At 42.0% G+C, this 13,603-nt stretch carries 13 protein-coding genes; 4 read left to right on the top strand and 9 right to left on the bottom strand.

Annotated features, from left to right (window positions below):
* Window positions 1–7 precede the first annotated feature (7 nt).
* Complete coding sequence (locus CWB80_RS02030) at window positions 8–550, top strand: DUF4124 domain-containing protein (protein ID WP_138599059.1); 543 nt, start codon at window positions 8–10, stop codon at window positions 548–550.
* Here the strand turns inward: CWB80_RS02030 and CWB80_RS02035 are convergent.
* The 4 genes from CWB80_RS02035 to CWB80_RS02050 form a co-directional block, all read right to left on the bottom strand.
* Window positions 547–792 (bottom strand): hypothetical protein, encoded by a 246-nt coding sequence (locus CWB80_RS02035; protein ID WP_138599058.1) that lies wholly within the window; start codon window positions 790–792, stop codon window positions 547–549. The two genes, CWB80_RS02030 and CWB80_RS02035, sit on opposite strands and share 4 nt — an antisense overlap.
* A gap of 211 nt (window positions 793–1,003) precedes the next feature.
* Window positions 1,004–3,754 (bottom strand): aconitate hydratase AcnA, encoded by a 2,751-nt coding sequence (gene acnA, locus CWB80_RS02040; protein ID WP_138599057.1) that lies wholly within the window; start codon window positions 3,752–3,754, stop codon window positions 1,004–1,006.
* A gap of 220 nt (window positions 3,755–3,974) precedes the next feature.
* Window positions 3,975–4,394 (bottom strand): hypothetical protein, encoded by a 420-nt coding sequence (locus tag CWB80_RS02045; protein ID WP_138599056.1) that lies wholly within the window; start codon window positions 4,392–4,394, stop codon window positions 3,975–3,977.
* Between the two features lie 70 nt (window positions 4,395–4,464).
* Entirely contained in the window at window positions 4,465–4,839 is a 375-nt protein-coding gene (locus CWB80_RS02050) for an RNA-binding S4 domain-containing protein (RefSeq protein ID WP_138599152.1), read from the bottom strand.
* A 235-nt stretch (window positions 4,840–5,074) separates the two neighbouring features.
* Between CWB80_RS02050 and CWB80_RS02055 the strand changes: the two genes are divergently transcribed.
* Together CWB80_RS02055 and CWB80_RS02060 are read left to right on the top strand one after the other, a co-directional pair.
* On the top strand, window positions 5,075–5,362 hold the full coding sequence (locus CWB80_RS02055; RefSeq protein WP_062566674.1) for a hypothetical protein: 288 nt from the start codon (window positions 5,075–5,077) through the stop codon (window positions 5,360–5,362).
* A 57-nt stretch (window positions 5,363–5,419) separates the two neighbouring features.
* The gene (locus tag CWB80_RS02060; RefSeq protein WP_138599055.1) at window positions 5,420–6,082 is read left to right on the top strand and encodes a hypothetical protein; all 663 of its coding nucleotides are present in this window, start codon (window positions 5,420–5,422) and stop codon (window positions 6,080–6,082) included.
* On the opposite strand, the gene CWB80_RS02065 is transcribed toward CWB80_RS02060, so the two are convergent.
* From CWB80_RS02065 to glnA, 5 genes are all read right to left on the bottom strand, one after another.
* Window positions 6,079–6,537, bottom strand: a complete 459-nt coding sequence (locus CWB80_RS02065; RefSeq protein ID WP_138599054.1) for a cyclic nucleotide-binding domain-containing protein — start codon at window positions 6,535–6,537, stop codon at window positions 6,079–6,081. The genes CWB80_RS02060 and CWB80_RS02065 overlap by 4 nt on opposite strands.
* 24 nt (window positions 6,538–6,561) lie before the next feature.
* The gene (gene ntrC / locus CWB80_RS02070) at window positions 6,562–7,947 is read right to left on the bottom strand and encodes a nitrogen regulation protein NR(I) (RefSeq protein WP_054552388.1); all 1,386 of its coding nucleotides are present in this window, start codon (window positions 7,945–7,947) and stop codon (window positions 6,562–6,564) included.
* Window positions 7,948–7,965: 18 nt separating this feature from the next.
* A complete protein-coding gene (gene glnL / locus CWB80_RS02075) occupies window positions 7,966–9,036 on the bottom strand; it encodes a nitrogen regulation protein NR(II) (protein WP_138599053.1) in 1,071 nt (356 codons plus the stop codon).
* A gap of 80 nt (window positions 9,037–9,116) precedes the next feature.
* On the bottom strand, window positions 9,117–9,653 hold the full coding sequence (locus CWB80_RS02080) for a DUF4124 domain-containing protein (RefSeq protein ID WP_138599052.1): 537 nt from the start codon (window positions 9,651–9,653) through the stop codon (window positions 9,117–9,119).
* Window positions 9,654–9,771: 118 nt separating this feature from the next.
* Entirely contained in the window at window positions 9,772–11,178 is a 1,407-nt protein-coding gene (gene glnA, locus CWB80_RS02085) for a glutamate--ammonia ligase (protein ID WP_054552391.1), read from the bottom strand.
* 507 nt (window positions 11,179–11,685) lie between these two features.
* On the opposite strand from glnA, the gene typA reads away from it, so the two are divergent.
* On the top strand, window positions 11,686–13,509 hold the full coding sequence (gene typA, locus CWB80_RS02090) for a translational GTPase TypA (RefSeq protein WP_054552393.1): 1,824 nt from the start codon (window positions 11,686–11,688) through the stop codon (window positions 13,507–13,509).
* Window positions 13,510–13,603 lie beyond the last annotated feature (94 nt).

Here is a 13,603-nt window from a genome sequence, read left to right on the forward strand (position 1 = left end):
AAATGGAATGATTAAGCGTTTTTGTTATCTTGCGGTTATGTTGCTACTGACCAGTGTTGCCCTGCTGTTTTACATTAAAAAGCCAGACGGTAAACCTTACCTAGAGCTGAGCATGTTCGAGCGTTACGCAGAAAAAGTAAGTGGTGATGTGAGTGATTTTGCTTCGCAAGGTGCCGATACACTGACCAGCCAAGCAAAAAAGCTCACTGAGAATTTGAGCTTTAGCAAAAACGCGGATGCACCTGTCGTCGTGTATAAATGGCAAGATGAACATGGTCAGTGGCACTATGCTGATACCCCTCACCCTAATTACGTTAGTACTACAGTAACTTTGGATCCGAACGATATAACTGTGTTACCTGCAGAGACTTTTCAAGCTGATGAAAAGCAACCAACAACCGTTAAAGCAGACGAAAAAGCTGCAGCGCTTGGGATATACGACCCTAAAAATGTACAAAAAATGATGCAAGATGCTGAGCAAGTAAAACAGCTTATGGAGCAACGTAATAAGCAACTTGAGCAGCAGCTCAAAGAGCAAGGTGGGAATTAACTTTGTTTGTTTTGCGCTGTGAGATCGCTTTCTATTTTCATCAGTAAAATAGTGAGATAAATTTTGGTGGGTAACGAGAACAGCACACCAACAGCAATACACGCTGCGCTGATCATAATGCCATGTATACCCATGCTATCACTTAAGTAATTGCCGGCTAATAGAGAATGCCCCAAAATGATTAGACAAATACCTAAAATAATAAAGGTTTTTAAGATTCGAATGATGGTTTGTTCAGTCATACAAGCACCTCACTTTAGCCTTAATTAAAGTGTAGGTGCTGTTGTCATTAAGAGGATTGTTCTAAATCAAGCAAGTGTCGGTTATTTGTCTAATTTTAACGCGCTGGTTTTTATGCGCTTTTCATTTTTTGTAAATAAGTGTGTTGGCCTAAACTGCAATTTATTGTAAAAAAGGGCTGAAAATTCAGCCCCTTAGTTAACTTAAAAGCAATTACTGCTCAGCCAGCATATTACGCAGAACATACTGTAAAATACCGCCATGTTTGTAGTAGTCCCATTCTTTCGGGGTATCTATACGTACATCAACACTAAAGCTAATTTGTTTGCCTTCGCTGTTAGTGGCAATCACACTGACTTCATTGGTTTTGTCGTATAAGCCTTCAAAATCGAACGACTCTTGGCCGGTTAAACCGAGTGACTCATAGCTTTCACCTTCTTTAAATTGTAGGGGTAAAACACCCATACCAATCAGATTTGAACGGTGAATACGCTCATAGCTTTGTGCAATAACGGCTTTAACACCAAGCAGAAGTGAACCTTTAGCAGCCCAGTCGCGTGATGAGCCTGTGCCATATTCCGCGCCCGCTAAAATAATCAGTGGCGTGCCATCTTGCTGATATTGCATCGCTGCATCATAAATGCTGGCGAGCTCATCGCTTGGTTGCATACGGGTCACACCACCTTCGGTACCCGGTGCTAATAGATTACGTAAACGCACATTAGCAAAGGTACCTCGCATCATTACTTCGTGGTTACCACGACGCGAACCGTACGAGTTAAATTGTGCTTTTTGCACACCGTGCTCTTGCAAGTAAAGACCTGCTGGGGCATCTGCTTTAATCGCACCTGCTGGCGAAATGTGGTCAGTGGTTACTGAGTCACCTAATTTTGCTAAACAGCGCGCACCACTAATGCTAGGAATGCCAGGAGGCTCAATCTCCATGCCATCAAAGAATGGCGCTTTTTTGATGTAGGTTGACGCATCATCCCAATCATAAAGTTTGCCATCAGGAATTTGAATTTTCTGCCAACGATCATCACCTTGATACACATTGCCATAGCTTGATGCGAACATTTCTTTGGTGACAGTTTCGCGCACGAGTTCGTTCACTTCACTAACACTTGGCCAAATATTTTTTAGATAAATGTCATTACCATTTGGGTCTTGCGCAAGCGGCTCATTGTAAACGTCGATATCTGTACGACCCGCAATTGCGTAAGCAACCACAAGGGGTGGTGAGGCTAAGAAGTTCATTTTCACATCTTGGTGAATACGGCCTTCAAAGTTACGGTTACCCGATAAAATAGAGCTTACAACCAGTTTATGCTTTTGAATAGCTTCACTGATTTCATCAGCTAGTGGGCCTGAGTTACCGATACAGGTTGTACAACCATAACCGACAAGGTTAAAGCCTAACGAATCTAAATCATCCATTAAGTCGGCTTTTTTCAAGTAATCAGTCACAACTTGTGAGCCAGGAGCAAGTGAGGTTTTAACCCATGGCTTAACCTTTAATCCTAATTGTTTGGCTTTTTTAGCCACTAGGCCAGCAGCTAAAATAACACTTGGGTTTGACGTGTTTGTACAACTTGTAATTGCAGCAATGACACAAGCACCATCATTAAGCTCAAACTCTTCGCCTTTAAAGTTAACCTTAGCTGCGCCCATAAACTGTGCTTCGTTTACTGGCTCATCAGGGTTAGTGGTTGGGCCCTCGTCTTCAATGCGCGCCTCTTGAACATCGCTTTTATCGCGATGTTGCATACGTTCTTCTTGAAAGCCTTTTAAATGCTCACCAATGATGCTACCTGCTTTATCAAGGGCAATTCTATCTTGCGGGCGCTTAGGTCCAGCAAGGCTTGGCACAACATCATCAAGTGATAGCTCTAGTGTGTCGGTATAATGAGCCTCATCGCCAGGGTTACGCCATAAACCTTGGTGCTTAGCATAGTCCTCGATGAGTTTGAGTTGTTTGTCATCGCGGTTAGTTAAACGTAGGTAGTTGATGGTTTCATCATCAATTGGGAAAATACCGCAGGTTGCACCATACTCAGGCGCCATGTTTGCAATAGTTGCACGGTCTGCAAGCGGTAAATCAGCAAGACCATCACCATAAAACTCAACAAATTTACCTACTACGCCATGCTTACGCAGCATTTCTGTCACGGTTAGTACAAGGTCGGTTGCAGTTGTGCCTTCTGGCAGGCGACCATTGAGCTTAAAGCCAACCACTTGTGGAATGAGTAAGCTAATCGGTTGACCAAGCATTGCGGCTTCGGCTTCAATACCACCGACACCCCAGCCTAGTACCCCAAGACCATTGATCATGGTGGTGTGCGAATCGGTTCCGACTAGGGTATCTGGGTAGGCGAGTGATTTACCATTTTTACTATCGTTAAATACCACGCGGGCTAAATATTCTAAATTTACTTGGTGTACGATGCCGGTTGCTGGTGGCACGACTTTCAAGTTATCGAAGGCAGTTTGCCCCCAGCGTAAAAATTCGTAACGCTCTTTGTTACGCTCATATTCAAGTTTTGCATTTAAGTCGAATGAACCATCTTCACCGTAGCCGTCAACTTGCACAGAGTGGTCAATAACAAGCTCGGCAGGCGACAGTGGATTAATTTTCGCAGGGTCGCCGCCAAGTTTTTCCATGGCATCACGCATCGCGGCTAAATCGACAATGGCGGGTACGCCGGTAAAATCTTGCATTACAACGCGAGCGGGCGTAAACGCGACTTCTGCTGATGGTTTCGCTTGTGGATCCCAGTTTAGTAAAGCATCGATATCTTGCTTTTTAATATTAACGCCATCTTCATTGCGCAACAGGTTTTCAAGTAAGATTTTTAGAGAGAATGGCAGACGTTTTGCTTTGTCGCCTAAACCTTGTAAAGAGTGAATATGATATTGCTCACCATTAATCGTAAGCTGTTTTTGGGTATCAAAACTGTTATTCATTATTTGCCCCTGTGGTTTGAGCAAGCAATTTGGCTTGCTTTGTTGTTTCCTTTTCGAAATAGACACAGTGTTATTGCAAACTTAATACCAGCTGAGAAATTCATCTAGCTGATGAAAAAATATGCTACCTAATATAGTTGCTGCTGATGTGATTTATTTCAAGGGAAGGAGGCAGATAAAAAGGGTAGTCACTTTAAACTACCCTCAGAAATAAGTGTTTTTAGTTAAGCCAGTTTTGTTGTTTACCTTTATGGCTAATAAACAGTAATAGTAAACCAATAACGATAACACACAATGGCATTGCTAATGCGCTAGTACCAAACATAGCAAGGCTATCTATCACCACAAAATTATAATATTGCTGGACTAATACGGCGATAAACGAGATTAAAAATAACTCGCGCGCAAGGGCTTTTTTTACCAGTAATAAGATGCTCGCGAAGCTTGCTGCAAACACGGCTATCGCAAAGGCAGCCGTTGACCAGAGCGGTATGTCGCGGTATGCGGCTTGTTGTGCTTCGGGGAGTTGGTTAATCATTTCGGGTGTGATCAACAGTTGCATTATAAATGCAATGAGACCTAAAAGATTCCATACAAGGGCTGCCCAAGCGAGTGGCTTGAGCCAAGCTGGAGGATTCATAAATCACCTTTTATTGTTGTTATAATCGCATTCAATTAAAGGTGATTTATGCTAACTAAGCAAGCTCTAGTTAACCAAAAGAGATAGGGCGACGGCCGGTTTTTTCGTCTACTTTTGGTTTTTTAGTACGTTTACGCTTCGATTTTTTTGGCGCTTCTTCAGTGCTTTGTGGTTGTGCTTTTTGTACAGGTTCCGGTGGGCGAGGATTCGGTGTTGCATCTTCGCTTAAAGTAAGTTGGAACAACTCACCATCGAAAGCCAACACGTCACCACTGTATAATTTTTTCCGTTTTATTGTACAAATTTCATAGTTAACCCCAACATAACCTTCACCAATTAAGGCTTTTGCTTGGCCGCCTGTTTCGACTAGGTCGAGCACTTTTAACAAGTTGCATAACTCTATTGGCTCTTCTTCTAGTTCAATTTCGATGAAATCTTCGTTCATGTTGGTCTCTCTTAATTCAATCGCAGCCATTATAAAGCCTAGCACTCAATTGAACCAAGATTAAATTTTTAAGCTCTTCAGGCGGTTAAAATTTACAGCAATAAAAAATCTGACATTTTTATAAACAGTAAAAAAACTGCAGTATTTACTGGGTACACTGCGCGCGTTCGGAATTGGTGTACAAATTGCTAAATGCATGTCCGTTTCATTTTTTATTCGTTCAGGAGAAGTTGTAATGGGCGTAAGATCAGCGCTAAGAAAAGAGTTAATGGGTTTGCAAGATTCGTCATTGCTTGCTGCAGATGATGTGCGAGCTTTGTTAACGCAAACAATTAAATCTCAGCCTGAAAAGTCAGAACAAGGTTTTGCGTTAATTTCGCGTTTTAATGATAACCATAGCCAGTTAAGTTCAGGGGAAACAAATAAAGAAAAACTGCTTCAGCATCAAACTCACCGTTTATTTAAAGATATTTTATATACCCGTCAAAGTGTTAATAGTTGGCTAAAAAAACATCTTAATTAATTGATTTATTGTTTTTCTCACTTTAGACTACATTTGTAATCTAAAGTGAGAAAGAATATGAAAAGGATAATTTCGGCAGCCATATTTTTAATTTTGACTGGTTGTCAGCAAGCTACAGTCTACGTATACACAGAAAATCTTGATCAGTCGCAGTTGCAATCATTAGAGCAAGCATTAAATAAGCAAAGCTTACCCTATGAATACACTCAGCTCCCAGTGCCAAGAGAGTTTGCGGATGCAACCTTAATGTTATCGAGTGATAAAATCCTCACTCATGAAACTGAGCAACTTGCTGAAATTATGCAAGGAATGGGTTATGAAGTTGAAATCAAATACACCACAGATGCCAACCACTTTTACAATCATGGCAATATTGGCTTTTATTTAAAAGCTAAAAATACTACCACTAATTTTACTATGCCGGCTCGTGTACTCACCACAGGATGTGTTGAAGACAAGTATAATGATCTTGTTGTTACATTCAGTGATAAGCAAGCTCACTTTACTCTTGCTGGCGGTAGTAAAGTTACTCTTGATTGGGAATACTTATACGGCCACCTAGTCATTTATTATAAAAACTATTCGCAAAGTTACAGCCATTTAACGCCAGAAGTGAGTACCCCTTTTGGTATGAAACCATCAGACACCTACCGTTACACGGCTCGCGTTAATAGCCCAAGTTGGTTTAATTGCTCATTTCAAATTGTGTATATGGACTAGCTACGTGACTCAAGGTAAGTGCTTAACTTAGTAATACGTTCACTCATACCTTCGATTATGCGATCTTTAATTTTCTCGCGGATCACATTCGGCAAGCGGGTAAGTGCTTCAGGGGTGATAGCTAACAAAATGGTATCAACTTTTGCGCGCGCACTCGTACTGTGCTCGCGGTTATTGATAAAAGCACCTTCACCGATAAATTCGCCAGGCTCAATCGTGCCAAGTTCAAGAAGATGGCTTTGTTTGAATACCATCAGTGAGCCACTTAGCACAATATAAAGTCGTTTATCAGTATCGTATTGTTTGAAAACAGCGCGGCCTTGTTTGACCAAATACAAATGACTGAATGACTCTAATAACACTTGTCGTTCGCTTAATGTGAACTCTCTAAAAAATGGTAATCTGTTAATAATTTCCATTTGTTTAATTAGTGGAATGTGCTCGATTAAATTCATTGACTCACATTGGGTTGCGCGAAATTAGCTAATATTGCGCTCTTTTAGCTTGCGGGTCAATGTATTACGACCCCAGCCGATCTTCACTGCGGCTTCTTGCTTGTGCCCAGCGCAGTTGGCAAGAGCAGTTTTAATCAAGCGAGTCTCGAGTTGTGCTTGAATGGCAGGCCAAATATTCTCTTTACCTTGTTTAAGTTCAAGGTTAAGCCATTGTTGAAATGCATCTAGCCAGTCGCCTTCTTGCTCGATTGGTGTAACTGCGACGATTTCAGGTGGTAAATCTTGTTCACTAATAAGTTCACCCGGCGCCATAACGGTTAACCAACGGCAGGTGTTTTCTAATTGGCGCACGTTACCTGGCCAGTTAAATAGGCGTAGTTGCTCAGTGGCTTTTGGGCTTAAAATTTTGCTGTCAACTTGCAGCTCTTTGGCACTTTTATGTAAAAAGTGTTGTGCTAGTCGTTCAATATCTTCCGTACGCTCACGCAGCGCGGGTAAGCGTAAACGCACTACGTTTAAGCGGTGGAATAAGTCGTCACGAAACTTACCTTGTTTTACCAAGTCTTCGAGGTTTTGGTGCGTTGCAGCAATAATACGTACATCAACTTTAATACTTTGATGGCCGCCCACTCGGTAAAACTCACCATCGGCTAACACGCGTAATAAACGTGTTTGAACGTCGAGTGGCATATCACCAATTTCATCTAAAAATAAGGTGCCGCCATTCGCTTGTTCAAAACGGCCTTTACGAATGCTGTCGGCTCCAGTAAATGCGCCTTTTTCGTGGCCAAATAACTCTGACTCAACTAATTCTTTAGGAATGGCAGCCATATTCAGAGCTATAAATTGGTTTTCTTTGCGTGGGCTGTGGTTATGCAGGGCGCTTGCAACTAGCTCTTTACCTGTCCCTGACTCACCATTAATCAGCACGCTCATACTTGATGCTGATAATTTACCGATCGCGCGAAACACCTCTTGCATTGCAGGTGCTTCACCGATGATATGCGCATTGGTTTGTGGTGCTTGTTTGCGTTTAGTTTTCTTCGTTGAGTTAGCGCGACATGCGCTTTCTACCAGTGCCACGGCTTCGTCTAAGTCAAACGGTTTGGCGAGGTACTCAAACGCCCCTTTTTGGAAGGCATTTACCGCCGAATCTAAATCCGAGTGAGCTGTCATGATAATAACAGGTAAGCCAGGATTTTGCTCGGCAATTGTTTCGAGTAACGCCATACCGTCCATGCCAGGCATACGCACATCAGATACCAATACCGTGGGCTGGCTAAACTTTAATGCGTTAAGCACATCTTGTGCGTTTGCATAGCTTTCAGTGTCAAATCCTGCACGTGCCAACGCTTTTTCCAATACAAAGCGAATTGAGGCATCATCATCAACTAACCAGACTGTTTTCATGACTACTCCAAAAAACCATTAATCCGTAAAAGGCAAATAGATATTAAATTCTGTATGGCCTGGCCAACTGTCACAATCAATGTGGCCGTCATGTTGGTCAACCAAGGTTTGCGCTATCGATAAACCAAGCCCTGATCCATTTTCTTTGTTGGTGATCATTGGGTAGAACAAGGTTTCACGTAAGCTCTTGTCTATACCTGGGCCGTTATCCGAAATTTGGATCAGCAAGGTTTTTTTTGGTGCCTTACCCGGGCGCCTGTGTTGATGATTGATGCGAGTTTTTATCCTTATCTCGCCACCATCAACAAGTGCCTGTTGTGCATTACGAATAATGTTCAGTACCACTTGCTGAATTTTACTCTGATCTATGTATACACTCGGTATACTTGGATCATAGTCTTTCACTAAAGTGATATTGGCATTGTTGTCTAACATGCTCAGTTTAATCACCGACTCTAACGCTTGGTGAATATTGCCATGGGATTTGTGTGGCAGTTGATTCGGACCAAGTAAACGGTCGACAAGCTCGCGTAAACGGTCTGCTTGTTCAATGATTAATTCGGCACATTGATCACGTTCTTGCTGATCAACCTCATACTGCAATAATTGCGCCGCTCCGCGAATTCCACCTAAAGGATTTTTAATTTCATGTGCTAAACCACGAATAAGGTTACGGGCAGCTTGATATTGATGCATTTGATTCGAAGCTTGGTCATGGCGAATTTCATCATCCATTTGGCGGCATTCGAACAGGATATAATTTTCATCGTTGCTACTTATTCGGCGTGTGCTAATAGTTAACTTGGCATGGCGAGAATCGACGAACACCACGTCAGCTCTATGTTGGTGGCAATCGACACCGTCAAACAACGAATACTGAGCAATACGTTTTAAATCTATCGAGTGGTAGTTAAATAGGTTGTCGAACGGTTGGTTGATGATACGTTTTGGGCCTAAACCTAAAAGCTCACTGGCGCTATCGTTTGCGTAAACCAGTTTAAAATCATGATCGAGTAAAATAACGGCAGTACTTAAATTTTTCCAAATACTGTCGAGTAATTGAGAATTAAAATGTAGTTCTCTGAGCATGGTTGCACCATTTTAGTGCGTTTCAATTTAGTGCAGCTTAGCATACTCTTTTTGCTTTGCGAGACATCATGTCGAAAATTCTAATTTCCGTTATTAATTGAAGTTCTGTGCATGAAAAAAGTGCTGACTGGGCTAACTGAAACGAGTTTATTATTTGCATCAAAAAGTTTCGCTTGTAATGTGTGTTCGCCTCGAAAGACCTCTCTTAGAGCAAAGGTCGTGCTATTACTTGGTGCGCCATGAGGTGAACCATCAACGAGTAATTGAACTTTGAAACCAGTTTCAAAACGGGGGCTGACTCGTGTAGTAACATAAACAGAACCTGTATTTTCTCTCACAGTTTCTTCATTTGCGGGGGCTGCAATTGACACTTTAAAGTTAACAGGGACTGCACTTGGAGCAGTATCAAGAATACTGGTATCAGCTGCAGGCATTGTAAGGTTTTGGGTATTTAACTTGACCTCAGTAGCACCGGGGCGAGGAGTATCAGAAAATACTAATACACCATTCTCATCTTTCCAAGAATAGACTTTTTGTGCTGCTGTATAACCAAAAAAGCTTGCAAATAAAAACGATAATACCAATAAGGTTGTGCTTTTCACCCTGCGACCCTGCATTTTTTCACTTAACTAAAACTGTAGAGTAGAACCCGCTCAATTACCATTAAAAAAGCCCGCAGAGCGGGCTTGAGAACACACATTTATTATCTTTTAGATAATTCTGATACAGCGTGTATTACACGCTGTAGTACATTTCGAACTCAACTGGGTGAGTTGTCATGTTAAGTTTTTCAACTTCTTGGCTCTTAAGCGCGATGTATGCATCGATTAGGTCATCAGTGAATACGCCACCTTGAGTTAAGAACTCACGGTCTGCGTCTAATGATGCAAGTGCTTCTTGTAAAGAAGATGCAACTTGTGGGATCTCAGCTGCTTCTTCAGCAGGTAGATCGTATAAGTCTTTGTCCATTGCATCGCCAGGGTGGATCTTGTTCTTGATACCGTCTAGGCCAGCCATAAGCATTGCAGAGAATGCTAAGTATGGGTTCGCAGTTGGATCAGGGAAACGTACTTCGATACGACGTGCTTTTGCAGACGGTACCACTGGGATTCGGATTGAAGCAGAACGGTTACGTGCAGAGTATGCAAGCATTACAGGAGCTTCGAAGCCTGGTACTAAACGCTTGTATGAGTTCGTTGACGCGTTAGCGAATGCGTTGATTGCTTTAGCGTGCTTGATGATACCACCGATGTAGTAAAGTGCTTCTTCAGAAAGACCTGCGTATTTGTCACCCGCGAAGATGTTTACGCCATCTTTACCTAGAGATTGGTGACAGTGCATACCAGAACCGTTATCACCTACGATTGGTTTAGGCATGAATGTCGCTGTTTTTCCGTATAGGTGAGCCATGTTATGGATAACATATTTCATCTCTTGGATTTCGTCAGCTTTTAATACCATTGTATTGAAGCGAGTTGCGATCTCATTTTGACCTGCAGTTGCTACTTCGTGGTGGTGAGCTTCTACTACTTGACCTAGTTCTTCAAGAACTAAACAAGTTGCTGAACGCCAGTCATGTGATGAATCAACAGGTGAACACGGGAAGTAACCGCCTTTAACACCTGGACGGTGACCCATGTTACCGCCTTCATAATCTTTATCTGAGTTCCAAGCTGCTTCTACAGAATCGATTTTGTACATAGAACCAGACATGTCTGATTTGTATTTAACGTCATCAAAAAGGAAGAATTCTGGCTCTGGACCGAATAATACAGTGTCAGCAATACCAGTAGAGCGCATGTACTCTTCAGCGCGTTTTGCAACAGAACGTGGATCACGCTCGTAACCTTGAAGTGTTGAAGGCTCAACGACGTCACAACGTACGATTAGTGTAGCTTCTTCAGAAAACGGGTCCATTTTCGCAGACTCAGGAACAGGCATAAGTACCATGTCTGATTCGTTGATACCTTTCCAGCCAGCAATTGAAGAACCGTCAAACATTTTGCCGTCTTCGAAGAAATCTTCATCAATTTGATGATGAGGAATAGAAACATGCTGTTCTTTACCTTTGGTATCAGTAAAGCGTAAATCAATGAACTTAACGTCATTTTCTTTGATAAAATCTAAAACCGATTGTGACATGTGTCCTCCAATTGTTGGGTTTTATTTTTGCTGCATTATTGCTTTTCGCTTATATAAGCTGGTTTCGTGCCATGTTTTTAACACCTTGTTTAGGCTTGTAAAAAGTGAACAGGGTTTCGTTTTGTTAACTTTTATTGCACTAAGTTGGTGCGTAAAAAGATCATTCTGGTGCGTAAAAAGTGCGACCTTGTTTTGCACAATTATTGAGCGTGCCAATTTTTCGGTTATGAACACGATTTAGTGCCAAAATATGGTTCAAAAACTAAAATTTCGCCAGTTTTGAGCTCAGATTCACTTTAATTTTCATAAATTTGTCATTTATAAAACAGATACTTATAAAAAGCCTGAAGAAAGTTTATAAATTTATATTGGATAAACTTTCATCCATGCCATTATTAAGGGATAATATGCGCCCTTTTAAATCCTATGCTGGGACATCTGGTGAAAACGCAGGTGACTGCGTAGATCTTGCAGGATCAATGAGATTCAATTTCTCTGAGAAAAAATATGAGCATCGAAAAGTTAAGAAATATAGCGATTATCGCCCACGTTGACCACGGTAAAACAACTTTGGTTGATAAACTGCTTGAGCAATCAGGCACATTAGAAACGCGCGGCGGTAACGAAGAGCGCGTAATGGACTCAAACGACATTGAGAAAGAACGTGGTATTACCATTTTAGCTAAGAACACAGCTATCTCTTGGAACGACTACCATATCAATATCGTAGACACCCCAGGACACGCTGACTTCGGTGGTGAAGTAGAACGCGTACTTTCGATGGCTGACTCAGTATTACTACTTGTTGATGCTCAAGAAGGTCCAATGCCGCAAACGCGTTTCGTAACGCAAAAAGCATTCGCACAAGGTTTAACGCCGATTGTTGTAATCAACAAAATCGACAAACCAGGTGCACGTCCTGACTGGGTTATGGACCAAGTTTTCGATTTATTCGATAACTTAGGTGCAACTGACGAACAGTTAGACTTTAAAGTAATCTATGCATCAGCTATCAACGGCTGGGCAACAATGGATTTAGACGAGCCATCAGATAACATGGAACCAATGTTCCAGATGATCGTTGACGAAGTATCTCCACCGGATGCAGATCCTGAAGGTGCTTTCCAAATGCAAATTTCTCAGCTTGACTACAACTCATACATCGGTGTTATCGGTGTAGGTCGTATCAAGCGTGGTACTGTTCGTCCTAACCAACAGGTTACTGTTGTAAGCGCAGACGGTACTAAGCGTAACGGTAAAGTTGGCCAAGTAATGAGCTACTTAGGTCTTGAGCGTCATGAAGCAGAATCTGCAGGCGCAGGTGACATCATTGCAATCACAGGTCTTGGTGAGCTGAAAATCTCAGACACTATCTGTGATGTAAATACCGTTGAAGCATTACCACCGCTAAGTGTTGATGAGCCTACAGTAACAATGACGTTCTCTGTAAATACATCACCATTTGCTGGTAAAGAAGGTAAATTCGTAACTTCACGCAACATTCTTGAGCGTTTACAAGCTGAGCTTGTTCACAACGTTGCATTACGTGTTGAAGAAACTGACAACCCAGATAGCTTCCGTGTTTCTGGTCGTGGTGAGTTACACTTAGGTATCTTAATCGAGAACATGCGTCGTGAAGGTTACGAGCTTGCTGTATCTCGTCCACAAGTAATCCTTCGTGAAGTTGATGGTCAAAAAGAAGAGCCATACGAAACACTTACAATCGACTGTCAAGAAGAGCACCAAGGTTCTATCATGGAACAAATTGGTCTTCGTAAGGGTGAACTAACAGACATGTCTCCAGATGGTAAAGGCCGTGTACGCATGGACTTTATGATCCCAAGCCGTGGCTTAATTGGTTTCCAAACTGAATTCATGACATTAACGTCTGGTTCTGGTCTTCTTTACCACACATTCGATCACTACGGTCCACATAAAGGCGGTACTATCGGTGCTCGTAAGAATGGTGTAATGATTGCAAACGCAACTGGTAAAGCACTTACTAACGCATTATTCAACTTACAAGACCGTGGTAAGTTATTCATCGGTCACGGTGTTGAAGTTTACGAAGGTATGGTTATCGGTATCCACAGCCGTGACAACGACCTAACTGTAAACGCGCTTAAAGGTAAGCAACTTACAAACGTTCGTGCATCGGGTACAGATGAAGCGCAAACGCTTGTTCCACCACTAAACTACACGCTTGAACAAGCGATTGAGTTCATCGATGATGACGAGTTAGTGGAAGTAACACCTGAGAACATCCGTATTCGTAAGCGTCACTTAACTGAAAGTGAGCGTAAGCGTGCGAGCCGTGCAGCTAAAGACTAATAACGTCTTTTAGTTTTGCAAAATAGAAGCCGCCGTATTGAAAAATACGGCGGTTTTTTGTTGTAATGATTAGCCGTCAGCCGTCAGCCGTCAG

Origin of the sequence: Pseudoalteromonas sp. S1650 (assembly GCF_005887195.1) — a bacterium.
GTDB lineage: Bacteria > Pseudomonadota > Gammaproteobacteria > Enterobacterales > Alteromonadaceae > Pseudoalteromonas > Pseudoalteromonas simplex.